Annotated in this window: 22 protein-coding genes and 1 pseudogene; 10 read left to right on the top strand and 13 right to left on the bottom strand. The window is 65.0% G+C overall.

The window, feature by feature from the left end:
• Position 1 precedes the first annotated feature (1 nt).
• Positions 2 to 955 (top strand): glycosyltransferase family 2 protein, encoded by a 954-nt coding sequence (locus tag LC407_RS17295; RefSeq protein ID WP_223483360.1) that lies wholly within the window; start codon positions 2 to 4, stop codon positions 953 to 955.
• A gap of 21 nt (positions 956 to 976) precedes the next feature.
• Positions 977 to 1,420: a GtrA family protein gene (locus LC407_RS17290; protein WP_223483276.1), complete on the top strand. Its 444-nt coding sequence runs from the start codon at positions 977 to 979 to the stop codon at positions 1,418 to 1,420.
• 65 nt (positions 1,421 to 1,485) lie between these two features.
• Here the strand turns inward: LC407_RS17290 and LC407_RS17285 are convergent, their stop codons facing one another.
• From LC407_RS17285 to LC407_RS17275, 3 genes are all read right to left on the bottom strand, one after another.
• Positions 1,486 to 4,044, bottom strand: a complete 2,559-nt coding sequence (locus LC407_RS17285) for an LTA synthase family protein (RefSeq protein WP_223483275.1) — start codon at positions 4,042 to 4,044, stop codon at positions 1,486 to 1,488.
• 203 nt (positions 4,045 to 4,247) lie between these two features.
• Positions 4,248 to 5,189 (bottom strand): electron transfer flavoprotein subunit alpha/FixB family protein, encoded by a 942-nt coding sequence (locus LC407_RS17280; RefSeq protein ID WP_223483274.1) that lies wholly within the window; start codon positions 5,187 to 5,189, stop codon positions 4,248 to 4,250.
• On the bottom strand, positions 5,189 to 5,935 hold the full coding sequence (locus LC407_RS17275) for an electron transfer flavoprotein subunit beta/FixA family protein (protein WP_223483273.1): 747 nt from the start codon (positions 5,933 to 5,935) through the stop codon (positions 5,189 to 5,191). The genes LC407_RS17280 and LC407_RS17275 overlap by 1 nt, the downstream gene beginning before the upstream one ends.
• A 260-nt stretch (positions 5,936 to 6,195) precedes the next feature.
• On the opposite strand from LC407_RS17275, the gene rfbB reads away from it, so the two are divergent.
• The 4 genes from rfbB to rfbD are packed head-to-tail and all read left to right on the top strand — an operon-like array spanning position 6,196 to position 9,600.
• On the top strand, positions 6,196 to 7,251 hold the full coding sequence (gene rfbB, locus LC407_RS17270; RefSeq protein ID WP_088101614.1) for a dTDP-glucose 4,6-dehydratase: 1,056 nt from the start codon (positions 6,196 to 6,198) through the stop codon (positions 7,249 to 7,251).
• Between the two features lie 14 nt (positions 7,252 to 7,265).
• On the top strand, positions 7,266 to 8,153 hold the full coding sequence (gene rfbA, locus LC407_RS17265) for a glucose-1-phosphate thymidylyltransferase RfbA (RefSeq protein ID WP_223483272.1): 888 nt from the start codon (positions 7,266 to 7,268) through the stop codon (positions 8,151 to 8,153).
• On the top strand, positions 8,150 to 8,707 hold the full coding sequence (rfbC, locus tag LC407_RS17260) for a dTDP-4-dehydrorhamnose 3,5-epimerase (protein WP_025878479.1): 558 nt from the start codon (positions 8,150 to 8,152) through the stop codon (positions 8,705 to 8,707). Before rfbA ends, rfbC begins: the two co-directional genes overlap by 4 nt.
• Positions 8,704 to 9,600, top strand: a complete 897-nt coding sequence (gene rfbD / locus LC407_RS17255) for a dTDP-4-dehydrorhamnose reductase (RefSeq protein WP_223483271.1) — start codon at positions 8,704 to 8,706, stop codon at positions 9,598 to 9,600. The genes rfbC and rfbD overlap by 4 nt, the downstream gene beginning before the upstream one ends.
• A 91-nt stretch (positions 9,601 to 9,691) precedes the next feature.
• On the opposite strand, the gene LC407_RS17250 is transcribed toward rfbD, so the two are convergent.
• The 3 genes from LC407_RS17250 to LC407_RS17240 form a co-directional block, all read right to left on the bottom strand.
• A complete protein-coding gene (locus LC407_RS17250) occupies positions 9,692 to 11,095 on the bottom strand; it encodes a mannose-1-phosphate guanylyltransferase/mannose-6-phosphate isomerase (protein WP_025878481.1) in 1,404 nt (467 codons plus the stop codon).
• A gap of 14 nt (positions 11,096 to 11,109) precedes the next feature.
• Positions 11,110 to 12,456 (bottom strand): phosphomannomutase/phosphoglucomutase, encoded by a 1,347-nt coding sequence (locus tag LC407_RS17245; protein ID WP_025878482.1) that lies wholly within the window; start codon positions 12,454 to 12,456, stop codon positions 11,110 to 11,112.
• A gap of 95 nt (positions 12,457 to 12,551) precedes the next feature.
• Positions 12,552 to 15,173 (bottom strand): DEAD/DEAH box helicase, encoded by a 2,622-nt coding sequence (locus LC407_RS17240; protein WP_223483270.1) that lies wholly within the window; start codon positions 15,171 to 15,173, stop codon positions 12,552 to 12,554.
• Between the two features lie 173 nt (positions 15,174 to 15,346).
• Between LC407_RS17240 and LC407_RS17235 the strand changes: the two genes are divergently transcribed.
• Genes LC407_RS17235 through LC407_RS17225 form a run of 3 tightly spaced genes read left to right on the top strand, consistent with a single transcriptional unit; the run spans position 15,347 to position 17,345 of the window.
• Positions 15,347 to 16,078 (top strand): CoA transferase subunit A, encoded by a 732-nt coding sequence (locus tag LC407_RS17235; RefSeq protein ID WP_025878484.1) that lies wholly within the window; start codon positions 15,347 to 15,349, stop codon positions 16,076 to 16,078.
• A 1-nt stretch (position 16,079) separates the two neighbouring features.
• Positions 16,080 to 16,712 (top strand): CoA transferase subunit B, encoded by a 633-nt coding sequence (locus tag LC407_RS17230; RefSeq protein ID WP_032976348.1) that lies wholly within the window; start codon positions 16,080 to 16,082, stop codon positions 16,710 to 16,712.
• A 45-nt stretch (positions 16,713 to 16,757) separates the two neighbouring features.
• On the top strand, positions 16,758 to 17,345 hold the full coding sequence (locus LC407_RS17225) for an alpha-ketoglutarate-dependent dioxygenase AlkB (protein ID WP_223483269.1): 588 nt from the start codon (positions 16,758 to 16,760) through the stop codon (positions 17,343 to 17,345).
• 85 nt (positions 17,346 to 17,430) lie between these two features.
• Here LC407_RS17225 and LC407_RS17220 read toward each other — a convergent pair whose 3' ends face one another.
• The 4 genes from LC407_RS17220 to LC407_RS17205 are packed head-to-tail and all read right to left on the bottom strand — an operon-like array spanning position 17,431 to position 20,949.
• Positions 17,431 to 18,072 carry an ABC-type transport auxiliary lipoprotein family protein gene (locus LC407_RS17220; RefSeq protein WP_033830299.1) on the bottom strand — a complete coding sequence of 214 codons (642 nt, stop codon included), beginning with the start codon at positions 18,070 to 18,072 and terminating at the stop codon, positions 17,431 to 17,433.
• Positions 18,069 to 18,995, bottom strand: coding sequence for an MlaD family protein (locus LC407_RS17215; protein ID WP_025878489.1), 927 nt, complete (start codon positions 18,993 to 18,995; stop codon positions 18,069 to 18,071). Before LC407_RS17215 ends, LC407_RS17220 begins: the two co-directional genes overlap by 4 nt.
• A gap of 3 nt (positions 18,996 to 18,998) precedes the next feature.
• Entirely contained in the window at positions 18,999 to 19,826 is an 828-nt protein-coding gene (locus LC407_RS17210) for an ABC transporter ATP-binding protein (protein WP_099841875.1), read from the bottom strand.
• 1 nt (position 19,827) lies between these two features.
• A complete protein-coding gene (locus LC407_RS17205) occupies positions 19,828 to 20,949 on the bottom strand; it encodes an ABC transporter permease (RefSeq protein WP_177177018.1) in 1,122 nt (373 codons plus the stop codon).
• A gap of 92 nt (positions 20,950 to 21,041) precedes the next feature.
• On the opposite strand from LC407_RS17205, the gene LC407_RS17200 reads away from it, so the two are divergent.
• Positions 21,042 to 22,301 (top strand): threonine/serine exporter family protein, encoded by a 1,260-nt coding sequence (locus LC407_RS17200; RefSeq protein WP_025878492.1) that lies wholly within the window; start codon positions 21,042 to 21,044, stop codon positions 22,299 to 22,301.
• A 136-nt stretch (positions 22,302 to 22,437) separates the two neighbouring features.
• Here the strand turns inward: LC407_RS17200 and LC407_RS17195 are convergent.
• The 3 genes and pseudogenes from LC407_RS17195 to LC407_RS17185 all read right to left on the bottom strand — a co-directional run.
• Positions 22,438 to 22,815 (bottom strand): annotated as a pseudogene (locus LC407_RS17195) (H-NS histone family protein); the annotation flags it as partial.
• A 221-nt stretch (positions 22,816 to 23,036) separates the two neighbouring features.
• Complete coding sequence (locus LC407_RS17190; RefSeq protein WP_223483268.1) at positions 23,037 to 24,740, bottom strand: proline--tRNA ligase; 1,704 nt, start codon at positions 24,738 to 24,740, stop codon at positions 23,037 to 23,039.
• 408 nt (positions 24,741 to 25,148) lie between these two features.
• Positions 25,149 to 25,239: IS3 family transposase (locus LC407_RS17185; protein WP_140227454.1), on the bottom strand; the 91-nt coding region annotated here is incomplete at its 5' end.

The following is a 25,239-nucleotide window of genomic DNA, read 5'->3' as shown; positions in this document are numbered from 1 at the left end:
GATGGAAATCTCCCCTGACGTTCCGCGCGCACGCCTGTTGTCGCTGGTGATGCCCGCTTACAACGAAGAAGAGGGGATCGCCGAGGTTCTTGCAATCATCGATGGGATTCTCGACGGGTCGACTTACCGCTGGGAGCTGGTCCTTGTCAATGACGGCAGCAGGGATGGGACGCTGGCGGCGGCTGGCGGCTACCAGCCTCGAAACTTCGCTCTGGTCCTGGTAGATCTCTCGCGCAACTTCGGGAAGGAGGCTGCACTCAGTGCTGGCCTTGAAGTCGCTTGTGGCGACGCCATCATCCCGATGGATGCGGACCTTCAGGATCCCCCTGAACTGATTTTCCAGATGCTTCCGCTTTGGGAATCGGGCGCCGAAGTCGTTCTGGCCAAGCGCGCAGACCGGTCCTCGGATGGTGTGATGAAGAGAATGACGGCGGGGTGGTTCTACCGCACGATCAACCATATTTCCGATGTGGCCATTCCAGAGAATGTGGGCGACTTCCGGTTGATGGATCGTGTGGTGGTGGATGTGATCCGACGGATGCCGGAGAGTCGCCGCTTCATGAAAGGCCTGTTCGCCTGGGCTGGCTTCCGTACCGTGACCGTTGAGTACATCCGCCCGGAACGCCTCAGCGGGCAGACCAAATTCAACGGGATGCGATTGATCAATCTGGCCGTGGAAGGTATTACGTCATTCTCGACGGCACCACTGCGGCTGGCGACCTATCTGGGGGCCGTTGTTGCCGTGGCTGCCTTCCTTTTTGGCGTCTACGTCATCATCCATCGACTCACCGGGGGGGTCGCCGTGCCGGGCTACGCGTCACTGGCGTCGATGATTGCCTTCTTCTCCGGCGTCCAGCTGCTGGCGATCGGCGTGATTGGGGAGTATGTCGGCCGCACCTACATCGAGTCGAAAATGCGGCCCGCCTTCGTCGTGCGCAGTATTCAGCGCCTTTGACAGCAAGCTGGACATGATCTGATGCCCGCAGGACCCGGTGGCCGCTCTCTCATCATCCGCATTGCCGACAAGCCCGTTGTTCGGCAACTGGTTCTTTACGGTGTCGTTGGTGGCGCACAGCTGTTGCTGGACTATGCGGTCTTCGTTGGATTGACCGCGGCTGGCCTGGCCGTGATTTCCGCGAACCTGATAGGGCGTGTCAGCGGTGCATGCGTGGGCTATTTCCTCAATCGACACATCACCTTCGCCGGTATCGGCCAGGATCGTCGGCAGGCGAGCCATGAACGCGGCCGGATGATCCGTTTTGCCATCGCCTGGGTTGGCCTCACCTTTTTGGGTACGGCGGCGCTCGAACTGCTGGCGGCAAATGTCGACCTCAAGGCGACATGGGTCGCCAAGCCTGTCATCGATGGCCTGCTGGCCGTGTTCGGCTTTGTACTTTCCCGTCACTGGATCTATCGCTGAGCCCCCTGTGCTCCGGCCCGGAGTATACGGGCCGCCTTCCGCAATGGGCCGATAGATCGACGCCTTCAGTGTGTGGGTGCGGCGAGGGTGATGCTGCCGAGTACCACCTCTGGCTGACCCTCGCATTGCACGCTCACCATCAGCTTGCCTTTCCTGGCATAAAGGGCGCGGTTACGGAATGAGGAGGTGATCAGCGATGCGCCATTAAGGCTCTCCCCGGTCATTCCACCAACCCGGATAGTGGGCTGTCCCTGCAGGGATTTCATGCTAACCCACACCGCGCTCGCGCCATCGTCCTGGATATTGAAGCCGTCGCCCGCTACACCCATCTGGGGGCCCCACTGATCGACCTCGAAGGCGCAGCTCTGTTCGACAGGTTCAGCCAGCGTGGTGGTCGTGTGCAGTGGCACCGCGTTCTCATGCTCATGCGTCAGAGTGACATGACCCACGAGCACGGCGGGTTCGCCCGGGCACTGCAGCGTAACGGCCAGGGGGGTGGTCTGTTTCATCAGCTGGGGATCATGGAATGCAGCGGTGATCAGGCGAGCTCCTTGGGTGCTGGTTCCCGTGACGCCTGCGACGTGTAGTTGCGGGGAACCTCGTAGCCGGCGAAGACTGATCCAGACTGCACTGGATCCATCGTCCTGCACGTTGAAGCCCTGCTGCAGGATGCCATCCTGCGGCCCCCACTGTTCGACTTCGAAGTCGCAGCTCGGCTGACTCTTCTCGATGTCCAGGCCCGTCTTCTGAGCCGAAGCCAGTAGAGACTCTGCATGCATCGATTGGACGAAATGACGCTTCCCCAGGATCGTATCCTGGCGCAGGGTGCGGAGTTCCTTGAATTGAGCACGGGCATTGGCGCAAAGCGCGCTATCGGCCTGGACCGCACCTGGTGCGCAATCGCGCCACGCGTCGTCAGCGCGGGTCAGCAGGTGCCCGAGGAAGGGGCGGATGGTGGTCTTGCCAAGCTGGCTGGTCTGCGGCAGCAGTTGCCCGGATCCCAGCAGTGCGGAGATCAAGCGGGGCACCGCATACAGGGGGATGTCGCTGCCTATGCGGACTGCGCCGCGCTCGCCATCGACAATTAGCAGCGGGGTACGGGACAGGCCGAGCAGCGAACGCGTTTCAGTAGTATCGAACTGGCCGGTGTCCAGATGATTGACTTGGCTGTAGATATCGCTTCCGTCTCTGTCCCCCTGCAGTACTGGAGAATGATCGCCAAATGCCACGATGATGGCGTCCGGGTCACGGGCCAGGATTTCTTCGGCCCAGTCCATGAAGGCTTGGGTGGTATAGGCAATGGCATTGGAGTAGTCGCGCAGCATTGGCGAATCATCGGGTATCACCTGGACGACGTCCGGTCGTTGCTGGCGGTCACGGCCATAGGCCCAGTGCGATGACAGTGACACCTGATAGTTCAGTACCGGCGCATCGGGCTTCAGCGTGGAGAGGTACGTCAGGTTCTGACGGAAGAAGGAGCCGTCGGAGAGGTAGCTGCCATCCATGTCATCCAGATCGAAGGCGGTAATCGGACGATAGTGGTTGAAGCCAGCGGCACTGTAGGCGCTGTTACGGTTCCAATTGGATGCTTCGTGGGCGTGGCTCGCGGTTGTCTGGTAGCCCATCGAAGACAGCACTGCCGGCAGGCAGGGAGATGTGTTGCGGAGCTGATTGACGAAGGCGACAGAAATCCGGGGCGCGGGGAATCCGCACAGCACTTCAAACTCCGCATTGGCCGTGTTGCCACCCAGCACTGGAGAAAGCGCATATGGTCTACCGGCCTGCTCCCACAAGGCAAGGAAGCGGGGATCCAATGGATTGCGGTTGGTGCGGTGATGGGCCAGCTGGCCGGTATCCCAAAGGCTCTCGAGTAGCACGATGTGAATGTTGCGATTGTGCGTGCGTTCGAGAGGGCGCCACGGTTGCAACGGTACGGCCGCAACTGCCGCCTCGGATGGCGCATCATTTTCGTCGTGCAACGACTGCCAGTCGGCGATGAGATAGAGGATGGGGCCCCGTGCCTGCAGGAAGGCGACGGGGTCCTGCGCAGGTCGTACCTTCAGGATTTCGCCATTGGGCATCTCCCGTTCTTCCATCGCCACGGCCAGGACATGATCCAGAACAGGGTTCAGCCGGCCGACGATCGTTGGCAGTAGAGCGACGTAGCAGATGGCAAGGGCAATGCTGAGCAGCGTGCGCCGGTTGAACTTCAACGCCAGCATCACGAGTGCCGCAGCAGCGGCCACCAAGCCAAACCCAACTACCAGACGCAGCCCGGACATTGTCTTGAACAGCACGGGCAAAGCCTGCAGGTCGGCAATTGACAGAGGCAGATGCAGCATCGCCACTTTTATCGGATTGCCAAGCAACAGCAGGCAGGACAAGCCCAGGCAGATGGCGGCTGTCCAACGACTGCCGCGCAGTGATGGTGCCAGCGCCATGAGCAGCGGGGCGAGCAGCAGCGCAGTTGCGATCAGGCCACCGGGGGCATAGCGAAAATCCTGCGCCAATCGTGCGCACAAGCCCCATAGCAGGCAGGCAAGCACACTCAGGAGCAGAATCTTCCATGAACCGGCCAGTTCCTTGGCGAGTGCCGCTGGAGCGGCTTCAGTCCTGTACTTCATAGAAACTACATGAATGCTAAGCAGCGAGCATTCTGGTAATTCCCCTCCAATATGACCAGTTCATGACTGTTTCGATATGTGTCGCAATGAATCATCTCCGACAGCAAGTACATATAAACAAGCACATATGAAAATGCCTCTAGACAGTGCTGGTGCACCCTCTAGAGGCAGTGGGACTGCTTTCACGCAATTTTCTGGCCGAATCAGCCCAGCGCAGCTTCCAGCTCCGGCAGGATCGCAAACAGATCACCCACCAGGCCGATGTCGGCGATCTCGAAGATCGGCGAATCCGCATCCTTGTTGATCGCGACAATGGTACCGGCATCCTTGATGCCGGTCAGATGCTGGATGGCACCACTGATGCCGACCGCCACGTACAACTCCGGCGAGATGATCTTGCCGGTCTGGCCGACCTGCAGGTCGCTCGGCACATAGCCGGCATCCACCGCAGCGCGCGAGGCACCCACGGCGGCGCCGAGCTTGTCAGCCAGCTGGAAGATCACCTTGAAGTTCTCTTCCGAACCCACGCCACGGCCACCGGAGACCACGCGCTTGGCGCTCTGCAGGTCCGGGCGGTCGCTGGCACCGGCGGCCAGGCCGATGAAGCGGGTGTGGGTGGGCAGGGCGGCATCGACGCTCGCCGCTTCAACGACGGCGCTGCCACCCTGTGTGGCTTCCGGCCACGACGCGGCACGCACGGTGGCGACCACGATCTGGTCGGTTGGTGCTTCCACGGTGATGATCGCGTTGCCGGCGTAGATCGGGCGCTTGAAGGTGTGGCTGCCTTCGACGGCCATCAGGTCGGAGACCTGGTTGACGCCAAGCAGGGCGGCCACGCACGGCATCAGGTCCTTGCCGAAGGTGGTCGACGGGCCGAACACGTGGGTGTAACCCTTGGCCAGCAGTGCGATCTGCGGGGCCAGTACCTGGGCCAGCGCCTGTACGTTGGCGGCGTTGGCCACGGTCAGGACCTTGGCGACGCCGGCGATCTTGGCCGCTTCAGCCGCAACGGCGGTCGGGTCGGCGGCCAGCACCAGCACGTCGATGCTGGCGCCGCTGATGGCGGCTGCGGCGCTGACCGTCTTGGCGGTAGCGGCGTTGAGCTTGCCGTCGTGGTGCTCGGCGATGACGAGAATCCTGCTCATTACAGCAACCCCTTCTGCTTGAGTGCGGCAACCAGTTCGGCCGCGTCCTTGACCATCACACCCTTGCTGCGCTTGGACGGTGCGGCGTACTGGGTGGTCTTGAAGGTGTCGGCAGCTTCAACACCGAGGTCGGCCAGCTGCAGGGTCTCCAGCGGCTTGGCCTTGGCCTTCATGATGTCGGGCAGCTTGATGAAGCGCGGCTCGTTCAAGCGCAGGTCGGTGGTGACCACGGCCGGCAGGTCCACTTCCAGCGTTTCCAGGCCGGCGTCGACCTCGCGGGTCACCATGGCCTTGCCATCGGCAATCTCAAGCTTGCTGGCGAAGGTCGCCTGCGGACGGCCCCAGAGCGTGGCCAGCATCTGGCCGGTCTGGTTGGCGTCGTCATCGATGGCCTGCTTGCCCAGGATCACCAGGTCCGGCTGTTCCTTCTCGACCAACTTGAGCAGGGTGCGCGCGGCGGTCAGCGGCTGGATCGCCTGGTCGGTGACCACATGGATGGCGCGGTTGGCGCCCATGGCCAGGCCGTTGCGCAGGTGCGCCTGGGCATCGGCCGGGGCGATGGTGGCCACCACGACTTCGGTGGCGATGCCCTTGTCGCGCAGGCGCAGGGCTTCTTCCAGCGCGATTTCATCGAAGGGATTGGGGGACAGCTTGACGCCGTCGGTGACCACGCCGGAACCGTCCGGCTTGACCTGAATGCGGACGTTGTAGTCCACCACGCGCTTGTACGCGACGAGGATTTTCATCTTGTACGGGGTCCTTCAATAACGGGGAGAACGTCCGGTCCTCGCACAGCAACCGGTTCGGGGGTGGGATCCCGATTCTAGCTGGCTTGAGGGGACCATGCGAATGCGTATGGTTATGCTGCGGTGCGGCATGAATTTGGCGGGTACTGCCGTTCGTTCACGGTGCGAAGGCAGTCGTGAAGGTGCCCCCGATGTATCCTGTCGCGCTGAATCGGGTTGCGGCATGCGACCCATTTGAATCATCAACAGGAGAACGGGTAGTGCCCACATGGCTTGTCACCGGCGGCGCCGGATTCATTGGCGGTAACTTCGTTCTCGAGGCCGTCGCACGCGGCGTCAAGGTCATCAACCTCGATGTGCTGACCTACGCCGGCAACCTGAAGACCCTGTCCAGCCTGGACGGCAATCCCAACCATGTGTTCGTGCAGGGCGACATCGGCGACAGTGCGCTGGTTGCCCGCCTGCTGGCCGAGCACCAGCCCGATGCGGTGCTGAACTTCGCGGCCGAAAGCCACGTCGACCGTTCCATCGACGGCCCAGGCGCGTTCATCCAGACCAATGTCGTCGGCACTCTCGGCCTGCTCGAGGCCGTGCGCGATTACTGGAAGGCGCTGCCGGCCGATCAGGGCGCGGCCTTCCGCTTCCTGCATGTCTCCACCGACGAGGTGTACGGCACCTTGGGCGAGACCGGCAAGTTCAGCGAAACCACGCCGTATGCCCCGAACTCGCCGTACTCGGCGTCCAAGGCCGCCTCGGACCACCTGGTGCGTGCGTTCCACCATACCTACGGGCTGCCGGTGCTGACCACCAACTGCTCCAACAACTACGGTCCGTACCACTTCCCGGAGAAGCTGATCCCGCTGGTGATCGCCAAGGCGCTGGCCGGCGAGCCGCTGCCGGTGTACGGCGATGGCAAGCAGGTGCGTGATTGGCTGTTCGTGTCCGACCACTGCGAAGCGATCCGTACCGTGCTGGCCAAGGGCCAGGTCGGCGAGACCTACAACGTCGGCGGCAACTCCGAAAAGCAGAACATCGAAGTGGTGCAGGCGATCTGCGCGCTGCTGGACCAGCGCCGCCCGCGTGCGGACGGCCAGCCGCGCAGCAGCCAGATCACCTACGTTGCCGACCGCCCGGGCCATGACCGCCGTTACGCGATCGATGCCTCCAAGCTGAAGAACGATCTGGGCTGGGAGCCGGCCTACACCTTTGAACAGGGCATCGGCTTCACCGTCGACTGGTACCTGGACAACCAGGAGTGGGTGAACGGCGTGCTCGACGGCAGTTATCGCCTGCAGCGCATCGGCACCGCGGCCTGAACCAAGGACACGACATGACCCAACGCAAGGGCATCATCCTCGCCGGCGGTTCCGGCACCCGGCTGTATCCGATCACCAAGGGCGTCAGCAAGCAGCTGCTGCCGGTGTACGACAAGCCGATGATCTATTACCCGCTCAGCGTGCTGATGCTGGCGGGCATCCGTGAAGTGCTGATCATCAATACCCCGCACGAACAGGCCTTGTTCCAGCAGTTGCTGGGCGATGGCTCGCAGTGGGGCATGGACATCCAGTACGCCGTGCAGCCGAGCCCTGATGGCCTGGCCCAGGCGTACCTGATCGGCCGCGATTTCGTGGCCGGCAAGCCGAGCTGCCTGGTGTTGGGTGACAACATCTTCCACGGCCATGGCCTGCGCGAGGTGCTGCGCAATGCCGATCAGCGCGACCACGGCGCGACGGTGTTCGGCTACTGGGTCAATGATCCGGAGCGTTACGGCGTTGCCGAGTTCGACAAGTCTGGAAAGGTGGTCGACCTGGTGGAGAAGCCGGAGAACCCGCGTTCCAACTATGCCGTGACCGGCCTGTATTTCTACGACGGCAATGCCAGCCACCATGCGGCCGAGCTGAAGCCGTCGCCGCGTGGCGAACTGGAGATCACTGATCTCAACAAGCGCTACCTGGCCGAAGGCAACCTGCACCTGGAGGCGCTCGGCCGCGGCTACGCGTGGCTGGATACGGGTACCCACCAGTCGCTGCTGGAAGCGTCCAACTTCATCGAGACGATCCAGACCCGCCAGGGCCTGCAGGTCTGCTGCCCCGAGGAAATCGCCTTCGGCCAAGGCTGGATCAGCGCCGAGCAGTTGGAAGCGCTGGCTGCACCGCTGATCAAGAATGGCTACGGCCAGTACCTGCACAAGCTCGCCCTGCGTGGAGTCGTTCCGTGAAAGTGATTGAAACCAAGTTGCCCGGCTGCGTAGTGATCGAGCCGGCCGTGTTCGGCGATGCCCGTGGTTATTTCTTCGAAACCTGGAATGCCGAGCGCTTCGCAGCGCTGGGCCTGCCGGATCGCTTCGTGCAGAGCAATGTTTCCACCTCGGCGCAGGGCGTGCTGCGCGGCCTGCATTACCAGTGGCCGCGCCCGCAGGGCAAGCTGGTCAGCGTGCTGGAAGGCGAGGTCTACGACGTGGCTGTGGACATCCGCCGCGGTTCGCCGACCTTCGGTCAGTGGGAAGCGGTGGTGCTGAGCGCGGAAAACAAGAAGCAGTTCTGGATTCCGGAAGGTTTCGCGCATGGTTTCGCGGTGCTGTCCGAACGCGCGGTGTTCAGTTACCTGTGCACCGAGGTCTACCTCAAGGACTTCGATGCCGGCGTGCGCTGGAATGACGCCGATATCGGCGTGGACTGGCCGGTCAGTGCACCGACGCTGTCGGCCAAGGACGAGAACGCTCCCTTCCTGAAGGACATTGCTGAAGACCGCCTGCCGGTCTACGTGCCATGACCGTTCTGGTGTTCGGCGGCAACGGCCAGGTCGGCCAGGAGCTGCTGCGCGCGCTGGCACCGCTGGGCAAGGTGGTTGCGACCACCCGCAGCGGCGTCCTGCCCGATGGCAGCGCCTGCGAAACCGCCGATTTCGGCCAGCCTGACAGCCTGCCGGCGCTGCTTGACCGGCTGCAACCGTCGATCGTGGTCAATGCGGCCGCCTACACCGCCGTCGACCGTGCCGAACAGGAGGTCGACGCCGCCTTTGCGGCCAACGCGCAGGCGCCGGGCGTGATCGCGCGCTGGTGTGCGGCGCATGGGGTGCCGTTCGTGCATTACTCCACCGACTATGTGTTCGATGGTCAGGGCACGGCCCCGTACCGCGAGGATGAACCGACCGCGCCGCTGGGGGTCTATGGCACCAGCAAGCGTGATGGCGAAGACGCCGTGCGCGCTGCCGGCGGCCGTCATCTGATCTTCCGCACTGCATGGGTGTATGCCTCGCACGGCGCAAACTTCCTGCGCACGATGCTGCGGGTGGGCGCTGAGCGCGATCAGCTGCGTGTGGTGGCCGACCAGATCGGCACGCCGACGCCGGCGGCAATGATCGCGGATGTCACCGTGCAGGCGCTGCAGCATCCGGGCGCGCTGTCGGGAACGTGGCATCTGACGGCGTCGGGCCAGACCAGCTGGCATGGTTTTGCCGAAGCGATTTTCGCCGAAGCACTGGCGACGGGCGTGCTGGCCAAGGTGCCGTCGGTTGAAGCCATCCCCAGTTCCGAATACCCGACCCCGGCCAAGCGTCCCGCATGGTCGGTGCTCGACAACCGCAAGCTGCAGCAGGACTTTGGCATCGCGCTGCCAACGTGGCAGGACGGCCTGGAGCGGGTCATGGCTGAACTGGCCCGCTGACGGTAGCGCCGGGCCATGCCCGGCGGATGCACATTACCGCTGCGCTCGCCGGCCATGGGCCGGCGCTACCCAGAATGCAGCGGGTTCCGGGTCAACTCCGCCCGTAGGTATCCTCGAACCGCACGATGTCATCCTCGCCGAGGTAACTGCCGGACTGCACCTCGATCAGTTCCAGCGGCAGCTTGCCGGGGTTGCGCAGGCGATGGGTCACGCCCAGCGGGATGTAAGTGCTCTGGTTCTCGCTCAGCAGGATCACCTCGTCGCCACGGGTGACTTCGGCGGTGCCGCTGACCACGATCCAGTGCTCGGCACGGTGGTGGTGCATCTGCAGGCTCAGCGTACCGCCGGGCTTGACCGTGATCCGCTTGACCTGGAAACGCTCGCCGTTGTCGATTGAATCGTAGGCTCCCCACGGGCGGTAGACCTTGCGGTGCCAGGTCGCTTCGCTGCGGCCGTCAGCCTTCAGCTTCGCCACCACCGTCTTGACCTCCTGCATGCGGTCGGCCTTGCCGACCAGCACCGCGTCGTCGGTCTCGACCACGATCACATCATCCAGCCCGACCATCGCCACCAGGCGTTGGCCGTAGGCATAGGTGTTGCGGCAGTCGATGGCGATCACATCACCCTGGTGCGCATTGCCGTCGCCGTCCTGCTGCGATACATCGCGCAGTGCGGTCCAGGAGCCGACATCGTTCCAGCCGGCATCCAACGGCACCACCACTGCATCGGCGGTCTTTTCCATCACGGCGTAATCGATCGAATCGGACGGCACGGCAGTGAATGCGTCCTTGTCCAACCGGGTGAAATCGGCATCGCGGCGTGCGCTCTGCCATGCGTCGCGGCAGGCCGACAACATGGCCGGCTGCAGGCGTTCCAGCTCCTGCAGGTAACGCGAGGCCTTGAACAGGAACATGCCGCTGTTCCAGTAGTACTGGCCGCTGGCCACGTAGCCGGTGGCGGTGTCCAGATCGGGCTTTTCGACGAAACGCTCAACCGCGCGCACGCCTTGGCCGTCGGCGGCCTTGATGTAGCCGTAGCCGGTTTCCGGGCCGGTCGGCACGATACCGAAGGTGACCAGCTTGCCGGCTTCAGCGGCGCCGGCAGCAGCCTGCACCGCAGCGCGGAACGCGGCTTCGTCGGTGATCACGTGGTCGGAGGGCAGTACCAGCAGCAGTGCATCGTTGCCATCGCGGGTCGCCTCAAGCGCGGCAACGGCAATGGCCGGGGCGGTGTTGCGGCCGACCGGCTCAAGAATGATCGCCGCGGGCTCGGCGCCGACCTGCTGCAGTTGTTCGGCCGCAACGAAGCGATGTTCCTCATTGGCAATGACCAGCGGGCCACGGCTGGCAATGGGCGCCACGCGCCGCCAGGTCGCCTGCAGCATCGTCAGCTCACCGGCCAAGGGCAGGAACTGCTTGGGATACGCTTCGCGCGAGAGCGGCCACAGACGGGTGCCGGAACCACCGGAGAGGATCACGGGCTGGACGGTGTTCATCGGAACATCTCCGCTCAGGCCTTCAACAGCGTGGCGATTTCATCGGTGCGTGCCTGCATCAGCGCCGCATCCCCACGCGATTCCACGTTCAAGCGCAGCAGCGGCTCGGTGTTGGAACTGCGCAGGTTGAAGCGCCAGTCGCCGAAGTCGGCACTGATGCCATCGGTATGGTCCAGCGCCGGCGACTGCGCGGCGAAGTGTTCCATCACGCGGGCCACGGACGCCTTCGCATCGCTGACCTTGAAGTTGATTTCGCCGCTGCACGGATAGGCGGCCATGCGGTCTTCAACCCAGTCGGCCAGCGAACGGCCGCTTTCGGAAATGAGCTGGGCGATCAGCAGCCAGGGGATCATGCCCGAGTCGGCATAGGCGAATTCGCGGAAGTAATGATGGGCACTCATTTCGCCGCCATACACCGCGTCCTCTGCGCGCATCTTCTCCTTGATGAAGGCATGGCCGCTCTTGCACAGCACCGGCACACCACCCGCCTGTTCGACCATCTCCACGGTATTCCAGACCAGGCGTGGGTCATGCACGATCTTGCCACCCGGGTTACGGTCCAGCGCCGCCTTGGCCAGCAGGCCGACGAGGTAATAGCCCTCGATGAAGCGCCCGTTGTGGTCGAAGAAGAAGCAGCGGTCGAAATCGCCATCCCAGGCAATGCCGAAGTCTGCGCCGTGCTCGCGGACCGCCTCGGCCGTGGCAGCGCGGTTCTCCTGCAGCAGCGGATTGGGAATGCCGTTGGGGAAGCTGCCATCGGGTTCGTGGCAGATGCGGATGAACTCGAACGGCAGGTGCGGTGCGAGCAGGTCGACGATGGCGCCGGCGCCCCCATTGCCTGCATTGACCACCAGCTTGAGGGGCTTGAGCTTGGTGCTGTCCACATAGGACAGCAGATGCTGGATGTAGGCGCTCTTGTCGTGCTCGCTGCGTTGGCCTGCGGTCGGCGGCTGCGGTGTTGCGCTGTCGGCTGCCACGGCATCGGAGATCGCGAACAGGCCGGTATCGGAACTGATCGGCCGGGCGTTCTCCTTGACCAGCTTCATGCCGTTGTAGTCCATCGGGTTGTGGCTGGCGGTAACCATCACACCGCCCGCTGCACCGCGATGGTCGGTCTGGAAATAGACTTCCTCGGTGCCGCACAGGCCGATGTCGATCACTTCCCGGCCCGCGCCGCGCAGGCCGGCTGCCAGGGCATCCTGCAGCGCCGGACTGGTCAGGCGGACGTCGTGCCCCACCACCACTGGCCCGGGTGACAACTGATCGGCCAAGGCCACGCCGATCCGCCGGGCGAGGTCTTCGTTCAGTTCTTCCGGCACGCGGCCGCGGATGTCATAAGCCTTGAAGGCGGGCAGGGGCATCGCTGGAATCCTTTGTCAGATCAGTTGGCTAGTGTAATCCCAGCCTTGTATGGGAATCGTTTCCATAGACCCAACGCTGCCTGACCGCCGAGTGGTCACGTGCGGGTGGCCCTGCGTCTGCCTGCCGCGCGTTTGGCCGGCGCGCCGGGCAGGGGAGACAGCAGGGCCTCAAGATCGGCTGCGTCGAAACGTGGGCCTGTGCCGCCACTGCCCTCCAGGATCGCGTCGGCCAGGTCGGCCTTGCGCTGCTGCAGCTCGGCGATCCGTTCCTCGACGCTGCCGGCGGTGATCAGCTTGTAGACGAACACCGGCTGGTCCTGGCCGATGCGATGGGCACGGTCGGTGGCCTGGTTCTCGGCGGCCGGGTTCCACCAGGGATCGAAGTGGATGACGGTGTCGGCGGCCGTCAGGTTCAGGCCCACGCCACCGGCCTTCAGGCTGATCAGGAACACGGGAACCTCGCCCTGCATGAAGCGCTGCACGGGCGTGACCCGGTCCTGGGTATCGCCGGTGAGCTGCACGTAGGGCAGGCTGAGTTCCCGCAGGGCCTGGCCGATCAACGCCAGCATGCCGGTGAACTGCGAGAACAGCAGGATGCGCCGCCCTTCCTCGACCATGGCAGGCAACATCTCGCGCAGCAGGTCCAGCTTGGCCGAACCGGCAGCGCGCGCGGGTGTCTCGCCTGGCAGCAGGCGCGGATCGCAGCAGACCTGGCGCAGCTTCAGCAACGCGTCCAGTACCACGATGTGATTGCGCGCCAGCCCGCTGCCGTTGATCGCATCGCGGACCTGCTTTTCCATCGCCACGCGCACGGCTTCGTACAGATCGCGCTGGGCGCCTTCCATTGCCACGGTGCGGGTGATGACCGTCTTCGGTGGAAGCTCGGAAGCGACCTGGTCCTTGCGCCGGCGCAGGATGAAAGGTCGCAGCCGCTGGGCCAGCAGCTGAGCACGCCGCTGGTCGCTGCCGCGTTCGATGGGATGGCGCCAGTGCTGGTTGAACTGTTTTTCGCTGCCGAGCAGGCCGGGCAGCAGGAAGTCGAACTGCGTCCACAGCTCGCCCAGATGGTTCTCCAGCGGGGTGCCGGTCAGGCACAGGCGATGACGCGCCTGCAGCGTGCGCAGCGTGGCCGCCGCGCGCGATCTGGGATTCTTCACCTGCTGTGCCTCGTCCAGGATCAGCAGGTGATAGGAATGGGCCTGCAGCGCCGGTTCGTCGCGCCAGAGCAGGGGATAGGTGGTGAGTATCAGATCATGGGCGGCAATGGCGTCGAACTGCGTGTCACGTGCGGGGCCGTGCAGGGTCAGTACACGCAGATCCGGGGTGAAGCGCGCCGCTTCGCTCTGCCAGTTGTGCAGCAATGAGGTTGGCACGACCACCAGCGCCGGCTTGTCCAGGCGGCCACTCTGCTTTTCAAGCAGCAGATGGGCCAGGGTCTGCAGTGTCTTGCCCAGGCCCATGTCATCGGCCAGCACGCCGCCCAGGCCCTGCTGGCGCAGGTACTGCAGCCATGACAGGCCTTCAAGCTGGTAGCTGCGCAGCGTCGCGCGCAAACCCTGGGGCGCTGGGACAGCGCTCATCGCCGGGGCGTCCAGCAGGCGCTGCACGCGTGCACGGGTATCGTTGCTGCTGTGCAGCCGTAACTGCGCAGCGTCCTGCAGGGCCTGCAGGCGGCCGCGATCATGCGCCTGCAGGCGCAGCGGTTGCCCACGGTCGCCGAACAGATCCGCAAGCAGCGCGATCACCGGCTTCAGCCGCGCTGCCCGCAGGGCCAGACGTTCATTGTCTGCCGTCGTCAGCAATACGTTCTCGTCATCGCCAATCGCGTCCAGCTGGCCGCGCAGCCAGCGCGGATCGGACTGCAGTACGCCCTGCAGCAGCGGAACCAGCGCAATGCTGCGGCCATCGACGTCGATGGTCAGGGCCAGGTCGAGCTCGTTGCTGTCGGCGGACACCGACCGGACATCCAGGTCGATGTCCTCCACCCGGGTGATGCGGTGGCGGAAGGCGTCGTCAGTCTCGATCTTCCAGCCCAGCGCTTCCAGCCGCAGCACGTCCTCCAGCAGGAAGCGGGTCCAGTCGAAACTGCGCAGCTCGAACAACGGGCCGCCGCCGTCCAGCACGATGCGCGGTTGCCGCTCGCGGTGCAGGTGGACGCTGTGCAGTTCAGCCTCGCGCCGTGCCTCCCCGGCCAGGTCACGCGGCAGCAGGTAGAGCTGGCCCTCGGCGTCGTGCACGAACAGCGAGGGGTCGTCGAGAAAACGCACGTGCTCGTCGTACTCGAACGCGACGGTGGCGACGTCGAGCCATTGCGAGGGGTCACGTTCGGTGAGCCAGGCAGGTCGGTATTCCATGCTGTGCAGATGCAGGATCGGTGTCATCGCCTGGATCTGCAGGGTAGGCAGTATCGGATCGGCGGCCGCACGCAGCGAACCCGGTTCACCCTCCAGTGAGTTCTGCAGTGCGGCCAGCAACACCGCGGCGACATGCTCGCAGTGCGTGCCAGCCGGGCAGGTGCAGCGACTCTGCAGGGGGCTGTGCGGGGTGCGGGCGCTGGCATCCAGGTCGATCGCCACCTGCCAGCCCTCGACCTGGGCGGTCAGCAGCGGTGACCGGTAGCGCAGCTCGCGCACTGCCGACACCTGGTGGTTGCCCTTTTCCAGCGTCCCGGCATCCAGCCAGCGGGACAGTTCCCCTCCGGTGAATACTTCGGCCATGCGTCGTCCTGTCCTCTCCATCTACAGCACGCGTTGCCAAGGGCACCGCAAGCGGGAAAGGGAACATTCTACGGATTGGCAGCCCGGCATGCCGGTTCATGCTGCGGCGCATCCCAGCCGGCGTCGGGTGTGCCGCTAGAATGGCGGCATTCTCACCGGGTAGGGCAGTAGAGATGCAGCAATCAACTTCCAGCGGCACGCGCAGCAAGCGTTTCGCCTCTGCGGCGCAGGCCCTGCAGGGCGTGGTCGCCGATGGCCAGACCCTGGCCGTGGGGGGCTTCGGCCTGTGCGGCATTCCCGAGGCACTGATCGCCGCGTTGCGCGACAGTGGCGCCAAGGGCCTGACCGTGATCTCCAACAACGCCGGCGTCGATGGCTTCGGCCTGGGCCAGCTGCTGGAAACCCGGCAGATCAGCAAGATGATTTCGTCGTACGTGGGCGAGAACAAGGAATTCGAACGGCAGTTCCTGGCCGGCGAGCTGGAGCTGGAATTCAATCCGCAGGGCACCCTGGCCGAGCGCCTGCGTGCCGGCGGGGCGGGTATCCCGGCGTTCTTCACCGCCACCGGTTACGGCACCGTGGTCGCCGAGGGCAAGGAAACCCGCGAGTTCGATGGCAAGCACTATGTGATGGAAACCGCGCTGCGCGCCGACGTTGCCCTGGTCAAGGCCTGGAAGGCCGACGAGGCCGGCAACCTGGTGTTCCGCAAGACCGCGCGCAACTTCAACCCGGCCTGTGCAATGGCCGGCAAGGTCTGCATCGTGGAAGTGGAGGAGGTGGTGCCGGTCGGCAGCATCGATCCGGACCAGGTGCACCTGCCGGGCATCTATGTGCACCGCATCGTGCACAACCCCACCCCTGAAAAACGTATCGAACAGCGCACCATCCGTGCGGAGGGCAACTGACATGGCATGGACCCGCGATGAGATGGCGGCGCGCGCTGCGCGTGAGCTGACCGATGGCGCCTACGTGAACCTGGGCATCGGCCTGCCGACGCTGGTGGCCAACCACATTCCCGAAGGCGTGGACGTGTGGCTGCAGTCGGAAAACGGCCTGCTGGGCATCGGTCCGTTCCCCACCGAGGCCGAGGTGGACGCCGACCTGATCAATGCCGGCAAGCAGACCGTCACCGCACGTGCGGGCGCCAGCTACTTCGGCAGCCATGACAGCTTTGCGATGATCCGCGGTGGCCACGTCAACCTGGCCATCCTTGGTGCGATGCAGGTGACCGACAAGGGCGACCTGGCCAACTGGATGGTGCCCGGCAAGATGGTCAAGGGCATGGGCGGTGCGATGGACCTGGTGGCCGGCGTGCAGCGCGTGGTGGTGCTGATGGAGCACACCGCCAGGAACGGCGAACACAAGATCCTGGCCGAATGCACGCTGCCGCTGACCGGTGTGGGCGTGGTCGACCGCATCATCACCGACCTGGCGGTATTCGATGTGACCGATGACGGTCTGGTGCTGGTGGAGACTGCGGCGGGTGTGGGCGAGGATGAGTTGAAGGAAAAGACCGGCGTCGCGTTCAAGCGCCGCTGAGCATCCACGGGGCGGCATGTCGCTGCCCCATCTCCTGAATCTCCCATGCTATTCCCCCACGATCTGCCTGATGCTGACGTCCGACATCTGCCGGGCTGGTTGCCAGCGGCTGACGCCGATGCACTGCAGCGTGTATTGGCGCAGGCAATCCCCTGGGAAACCCACCGCATCCGCATGTTCGGCAACTGGGTGGATTCACCGCGGTTGAGTTGTTGGATCGGTGATCCGCAGGCGCGTTACCGCTATTCAGGTACTGAGTTCGTGCCGCATCCGTGGCCGCCACGGCTGTCCGCGCTGCGCGACCGGCTACAGGCCGAGGGCGTCGGTCGATTCAACAGCGTACTGCTCAACCGCTATCGCGGCGGCACCGACTACATGGGCTGGCACAGCGATGACGAGCCCGAGCTGGGGCCGGCGCCTTTGATTGCGTCGTTGAGCCTCGGCACAGCGCGGCGGTTCCTGCTGCGCCGCCGTGATGACACCACGCGCAAGGCGGAATTCCTGCTCGGCCATGGCGACCTGCTGCTGATGGGCGGCGCTACCCAACGCCACTACCAGCACGCGCTGCCGAAGATGGCGCGGGTACAGGGCGAACGCATCAACCTGACGTTCCGCTGGATCCATCCGCGTTGACCGGGGTTCGCCGGGCATGGCCCGGCGCTACCAGGAACAGGTGGCGGTAGCGCCGGGCCATGCCCGGCGTGCGAAACGGGCAACCTCAGCGCTTCAGCGCCTGCTTGTCATTCTGCCCGCTGGTCAGCGTCCAGCCCACCACGTCCTGCGCCACCTGCTGCAGGCCACGCTCGAACGCCGCTGCCACTGCCGACACATCGGTGCTGCCCACCGGCTGCAGCTGGCGGAAGGTGCGGTCGGCGACCACGCGTTGGTTGGTGACGTCGATCAGCTTGGCGTTGATCTCGATGACGACCGTCGGCGTTGCCTGGCCCTGGTAATCCGATTCGAAGCGACGGATGTCGGTGGACAGCTTGTAGTCGGCGCGGATGCCGGCGGCAACGCGGGCCACGCCGTGGATGCGGCCGGAATCCTCGAAGCCACGCAGCAGGGTGTCTTCGATCATGTCGGTGGCCGGCTGCGCCCAGCTGGCGCCCTTGTAGATCTCCAGCTCCGACGGCGTTGGCCGTACGTTGATGCGCGGGCTGTCGACCATGCGCGCGGCGCTGGGCTTGGCCAGCACCAGCTGCCAGTCGGCCTGCGGCCAGCTGGGGTCGACCTTGACCTGCACGGCCGGCGAATACAGGGTGACGGGGTTCTTGTCGCCGCTGCCGAGGATCGAGCAGCCACCCAGCAGGGTGGCCAGCGACGCTGCCAGCAACAGGCGCGGAAGGGTGGTCGGGCTCATTTGGGTTCGAACTCCTTCGGGGCGTCGCGGCCGAGCAGGTAGCGTGCGGGATTGTTCTCGAGGCGGTCGCTGACCCGGCGCAGGTCGCGGATCAGGCCACGCAGTTCACCCAGGGTCGGGCCGAGCTGGCCCAGGCCGTCATTGGCGAAGCTGTTGATGGCGGCGCGGTTCTCGCCAAGGATCGAATCGGCATTGCCGGCGGCCGAATCAAGCTTGGCCAAGGTGGCGTCGAGCTTGTCGATGATGCCCGGCAGCTGCTGCACCAGGTTCTTGTCCAGGCGCTCGATGGTGCCGTTGGTGGTCTTCAGGGTGGCGTCCAGGCTGCGCGCGGCATCGCGCGCGCTGAGCAGCAGCGACTGCGTGCCCTGGTCACGGTCGGCCAGGCCGCCACTGATGGTTTCCAGGTTGGCCAGGGTGGCGTTGATCGAGGCGACGTTGCGGTCGCTGAGGATCTGGTCCATGCGCTCGACGATGCGGTTGGCCACGTCGGTGATGTTCTGCAGCGCCGACGGTGTGGTCGGGATGATCGGTGCCGGGTCCTTGTTGACCGTGGTCAGCGCCGGCGACTGCGGCGTGCCGCCGCTGAGCTGGATGATCGACGGGCCGGTCAGGCTGGTGATCGCCAGCTTGGCGCGGGTATCGGTCTTGACCGGCGTGGTCGAGTTCAGGCGGATGCGCGCGACCACCTGGCGCGGGTCATCCGGTACCAGGTTCAGTTCGGTGATCGAGCCCACCGCGATGCCGTTGTACTGCACCGGGCTGCCGACCGACAGGCCGGTCACCGCTTCGCGGAACACCACCCGGTATTCCTGCCAGGTGCGGTCGGAGGAGTACTTGGCGGCCCACAGGCCGAAGGCCAGCAGGGCCAGGCCGGTGATCAGGGTGAACGCGCCGATCAGCACGTAGTTGGCTTTTGTTTCCATGGCTCAGGCACTCTCGATCTGTTCGCCACGCGCAGCGCGCGCGCGGGGTCCGTGGAAGTATTCCTGGATCCACGGATGATCCAGTCTCTCGATTTCCGGCAGCGGCGCATTGGCCACCACCTTGCGGTCGGCGATGACCGCCACCCGGTCGCAGATCGCATACAGCGTGTCCAGGTCGTGGGTGATCAGGAACACGGTCAGCCCCAGCGCTTCCTGCAGGGTCTTGATCAGGCGGTCGAACGCCGCCGCACCGATCGGGTCCAGGCCGGCGGTGGGCTCATCCAGGAACAGCAGCGGTGGATCCAGCGCCAGCGCACGTGCCAGGCCGGCGCGCTTGCGCATGCCGCCGGACAGCTGCGAGGGCAGCTTGTTGATGGCATCGGCGGGCAGGCCGGCCAGTTTCACCTTCAGCAGTGCCAGTTCGTAATGCCAGCGCTCGGGCAGTTCGCGGTGGTGTTCCTTCAGTGGCACCTGCACGTTCTCGCCGACGGTCAGCGACGAGAACAGGGCGCCGTCCTGGAACAGCACGCCGGTGTTGCGCTCGATATGCAGGCGGCTCTCGGGATCGTCGGCGCGCGCATCGCGGCCGAGTACCTCGATCTGCCCTTCATCCGGCACGCGCAGCCCGAGGATCGAGCGCATCAGCACCGATTTGCCGGTACCCGAGCCGCCCACCACGCCAAGGATTTCGCCACGGCGCACGTCCAGGTCCAGCCCTTCATGCACGGTCTGGCTGCCAAAGCGGTTGACCAGCCCGCGCACGCGGATGGCCAGGTCGTGGCCGTCGTCGTCCTGCATGGGCACGTCTTCGTGGGTCGGATGCGTAGTCATGTCACCAGTCCATGTGCATGAACCACAACGCCGCGAAGGCGTCGATGATGATCACCAGCGAGATCGTCTGCACCACGCTGGAGGTGGTGCGTTCGCCGACCGACTGCGCGGTGCCTTCCACCTTCAGGCCTTCCAGGCAGCCGATCAGGCCGATCACCAGCGCGAACACCGGCGCCTTGGACAGGCCCACCAGCATGTGCCGCACTTCCATCGTTTCGTGCATGCGCGCGATGTACATCTGCGGCGGGATGTCCAGGTCGAACGCGCCGACGGTGATGCCGCCGGCCAGGCCAGCGACCATCGCGATGAAGGTCAGCAGCGGCAGGGTCAACAGCAGCGCGACCAGACGCGGCAGTACCAGCAGGTCGATGGGATCGAGCCCCAGGGTGCGCATCGCATCGATTTCCTCGCGTGCCTTCATCGCACCGATCTGCGCGGTGAAGGCACTGGCGGTGCGGCCGGCCAGCACGATCGCGGTCAGCAGCACGGCGAATTCGCGCAGGAAGGCGATGTTCACCAGTTCGACCACATAGATCTCCGCACCGAAGTCGCGCAGGATGGTCGAACCGAGGAAGGCGATCACCGCGCCGACCAGATAGGACAGCAGCGCCACCAGCGGCACCGCATCCAGCCCGACCTGTTCCATCTGGTGCACGGTCGCGGTCAGGCGGAAACGTCGAGGTTCCTTGACCAGGCGCGCACCCTTGACCAGGTTCTCGCCGAGGAAGCTGCACAGCGCCTTGATGTTGTGGCCGGTGGCATGGACGCTGACACCCAGCCGCTCCAGTGCCGCCAGTACGCCGAAGTCACGCTTCGGCTTCGGGCGGTCATCGGCTACTTCCTCAATGGTGCACACCAGCGCCTGGTGGTCCGGGCGGAACTGCAACGCGTCTTCGCTGAGGTCAGCGCGATGGGCGACGCGCAGCACCTGCAGCACGCCGGCCGAGTCGAGCAGCTCGATGCCTGTGGCGTCGATGCCGGTCAGCTTGTCCGGAACGCCACGCAGCACTTCGGCCGCGGCCAGCGCGGTCTTCAGGGTCCAGTGGCCGGACAGCCGGATCAATCCCGGATCCTGAGCGTCCTGTTCGAGCTGGGGGGCGTGGGTCGGGGTCATGGGGGCCATTCGGGTCGCAGCATAACCGTTCTGAATTGCACGTCGCGTCGAACCAGGATGAATTTCTCCAGCAGAGCCTGACGTAGGTAATACTACGGCGCATGTCCGCAGACGCTCACACGATCCCCACGCCCCAGGCTACCTACGCGCAGCGCGTGGCCTTCGTTTCCGAGATCGCCGGCCGCCTGCACAGCTACGGCACAACGGCCCAGCGCCTGGAAGCGGCGGTGGTTGCCTTGGCCCGGCAGCTCGATCTGGATTGTGAACCGTGGTCGAACCCCACCGGCATCATCCTCAGTTTCAGCGATCCGGCGCAGGCCATCGGCTCCAGCGACATCACCCGGGTGATCCGGCTGGCGCCCGGCGAGAACGACCTGCACAAGCTCAGCGTGGCTGACGGGATCGCCGAAGAAGTGGCCAATGGCCGCATGAGCATTGCCCAGGGCCACACCGCGCTGCGCCAGCTGGACAAGGATCCGGGCCGGCGCGGCAAGCTGCGCACCATCCTGTCCTTCACCCTCGGTGCGGCCGGCGTGGCGGGCATGTGGAAGCTGCCGTGGCTGGATATCGCCACCGCTGGCGTCATCGGCCTGTTGATCGGCCTGCTCGGCATGGTCACCGACAAGCGCCCGGCCAGCCGGGAAGCGGCCGAAGCGCTGGCGGCGCTGCTGGCCGGCCTGGTCGCCACCGTGGTTGCCACGTTCGTGGGTGCCCTGAATCTCAACACGGTGATCATCGCCTCGCTGGTGGTGCTGCTGCCGGGCATGTCACTGACCAATGCGGTCAATGAACTGGCCAGCCAGCACTGGGTGTCCGGCACCGCGCGCTTTGCCGGCGCGTTGACCACGATCATGAAGCTCAGTGTCGGCGCGATGATCGCGGTGACCCTGGCCGATGTGCTGGGGCTGGATCCGATGATCCGTGCCTCGCGGCCACAGGGGCCGTGGGTGGAGTGGGGCTCGCTGCTGACGGCGGCGTTCGCCTTTGCGATGTTGTTCAAGGCCAACCGCCGCGACTATCCGTGGGTGATCGCCGCCTCGGTAGCCGGTTACGCGATCTCCAAATTTGGTGGTCATGCCTGGGGTACGCCCGCCGGCATCTTCCTGTCGGCGATGCTGCTGACCGCCGGCGGCAACCTGTTCGGGCGCGTGGTCGGCCGCCCCGGTGCGATCATCCGCCTGCCGGGCATCATCATGATGGTGCCCGGCAGCACCAGCCTGCGCGGCGTGCTGACCCTGGTCCAGCAACAGGACGTGGGCGCCGGCCAGAGCGTGTTCCTGACCGTGTTGAACGTGGTGATGGCGCTGGTCGCCGGCCTGCTGTTCGGCAACCTGCTGATGCCGGCGCGCAAGACGCTGTGATCAGGCGGTAGCGCCGGGCCAGGCCCGGAGGATCGGGAAACCAACCGCTGCGCTCGCCGGGCATGGCCCGGCGCTACCCAAAAAAAACGCCGGCTTTCGCCGGCGTTTTTCATTCCTGCTGCAGACGGCCTCAGGCCTTCTTGATCAGGAAATCTTCCGGCTTCTTGCTGCCCTTGGCAGTCAGCTCGGCCATCCAGCGCGGCTGCTTGCCACGACCGGTCCAGGTTTCCTTCGGGTTGGCCGGGTTGCGGTACTTCGGCGCAACCTTGCCCAGCTTGCGGCCGGCAGCCTTGGACGGGGCCTTGGTGGTCTTGGCGACCTTGCGCGCGCGCGGTGCGGGCTCACCACCGAACAGTTCCTCGATGGTGTAACCCTCGGTCTTGGCCAGCTTGCTCAGCTGGGCACGTACCTTGGTGATCGGGCGACGCTTGGCGACGATGGTCTGCTGCTTCTTGGCTGTGCGGATCAATGCGCCCAGCTCACGTGCAGACAGGCCGGTCAGGTCGATGCTCATCAACGATTACTCCAGAAACTAATTTAGGGACAGGGACGAGCCGGTCCGTGGCGTCGCAGGACAGAGTAATGATGAATTAATCCCAGCACAAACAGTTGCGGTCACCGTCTGTCGGCTGGCTGGCCCGGTTGCGACCATTTTGACCGGATTATGTCCGTTGCGGTTTTCCCGGGTCGGCCAGCCGCTAAAAAAAGACCGGGGTATACCCCGGTCTTTTCCGATCAGCCCTGCAGGCGCTGCAGCAGGGTGGCCTTGTCCAGGCTCTCCGCTTCGGCCGCCCGACGCGAGCGGTACTCGAAGGTGCCTGCGGCCAGGCCGCGCTCGCTGACCACCACGCGGTGCGGGATGCCGATCAGTTCCATGTCGGCAAACATCGCGCCCGGGCGCAGGCCGCGGTCGTCCAGTGCTGCATCCAGGCCGGCATCGCGCAGCTCCTGCAGCAGAGCTGCAGCTGCATCGGCCACGCCTGCGTCGCCCTTCGGATTGATCACGCAGACCACCACCTGCCACGGCGCCATCGCGTCGGGCCAGATGATGCCGGCGTCATCGTGGTTCTGCTCGATGGCTGCGGCGACCACACGCGAAATACCGATGCCGTAGCAGCCCATCGTCATTACCGCGGCCTTGCCATTCTCGTCCAGCACGGTGGCATCGAGCGCCTTCGCATAGGTGCGGCCCAGCTGGAACACGTGGCCGACTTCGATGCCGCGGGCGATTTTCAGTTCGCCGCCGTCCAGCGCACGATCACCGGCGCGCACGTTGCGGATATCGGCCACTTCCGGTTCGGCCAGGTCGCGGCCCCAGTTGACGCCGGCCAGATGGAAACCGGCCTCATTGGCACCGACGACGAAGTCGGACATCGCCGCCACTTCGCGATCGGCGACCACGCGGATCGGCTTGGCCGGGGCGACCGGACCAAGGAAGCCCGGCACGCTGTCGAGGTATTCGGCGATCTCTGCTTCGCTGGCAAAACGCTGCTCGTCCAGGCCAGCAACCTTGCCCAGCTTGATTTCGTTGACCTCGTGGTCGCCACGCACCAGCGCCAGCACGAACTGCTGTGCCTCGCCTTCGCCGGCGATCAGTGCCACCGACTTCACCGTACGCTGCAGATCGATGCCCAGCAGCGCGGCGACGTCTTCGCAGGTCTTCTGGGTCGGGGTCTCGACCTTGCGCAGCGCTTCGCTGGCCGCAGCACGCGCGGCCGGATCGGCGGCGATGGCCGCTTCCATGTTGGCCGCGTAGTCCGAACCGGTGGAGAACACCAGCGCGTCCTCACCGGAGTCGGCGATCACGTGGAATTCCTGCGAGGCGTCACCGCCGATCGCGCCGGAATCGGCCTGCACCATGCGGAAGTCCAGGCCCAGGCGGGTGAAGATGCGGCTGTAGGCCACCTTCATGTTTTCGTACTCACGCACGAGGTCTTCGTCGTGCAGGTGGAACGAGTAGGCGTCCTTCATCAGGAACTCGCGCGCGCGCATGACACCGAAGCGCGGACGGATCTCGTCGCGGAACTTGGTCTGGATCTGGTAGAAGTTCACCGGCAGCTGCTTGTAGCTGGACAGTTCGCTGCGCGCGAAATCGCAGGCCGCTTCTTCGGCGGTGGGGCTGTAGCAGAAGGTCTGTTCCTTGCGGTCCTTGATCTTCAGCAGCTGCGGGCCGAATTTCTGCCAGCGGCCGGTCTGCTCCCACAGTTCCTTCGGCTGGATGGTCGGGATCTGGAATTCCACGGCACCGGCGCGGTCCATTTCCTCGCGGACGATGCGTTCGACCTTGCGCAGCACGCGCAGGCCCAGCGGCGACCAGGTGTACAGGCCGGATGCGAGCTTGCGGATCATGCCCGCGCGCAGCATCAGCCGGTGGCTGGTCAGCTCGGCGTCGCTGGGGGTTTCCTTGGTGGTGTGCAGGTGGAACTGGGAGAGGCGCATCGTCGGCTTCGGATTACGGCAGAGATACCTATTCTGCCAGCCCGGCCGGGGGAGGGGTATCGGCCGGGCGGCGCCCGGCACCCGCAGAGGCAACGGCTGGAGCAACGGCAACAGCAACAGCAACAGCAACAGCAACAGCAACAGCAACAGCGGGGTTGCTGTGGGATGGCGGGGTGGGTCCGGTTGCGGGGGACGCCGTAAACCCATCCGTGGGGGCTTGGCCGCGGCATCCATGCCGCGGACACCCCCGCAACCGGACCCACCCCGCCTTCGACAGATTTCCGCGGCTGTTGGTGGGTGTCGACCTTGGTCGACACGTAGATCCACGCCATGCGTGGATGGGCGCCATGGATGGCGCCATCGAGCCCCCAGGGTGAAGTGACCCCCTAAAGTTGGACAGTTGGGGGATCAGGCGGCCAGCGCGACCTGTTCCCGGTACTTTACCGGGCTCAGGCCCTTTAGTTTCAGTCGGATACGGTCTTCGTTGTAGTACCGGATG

It is taken from the genome of Stenotrophomonas sp. OVS01A (assembly GCF_019969775.1).
Taxonomy (GTDB): Bacteria; Pseudomonadota; Gammaproteobacteria; order Xanthomonadales; family Xanthomonadaceae; genus Stenotrophomonas; species Stenotrophomonas indicatrix.
Note: the sequence above shows the minus strand (reverse complement) of the source record. Positions and strands in the feature narration are given on the sequence as shown.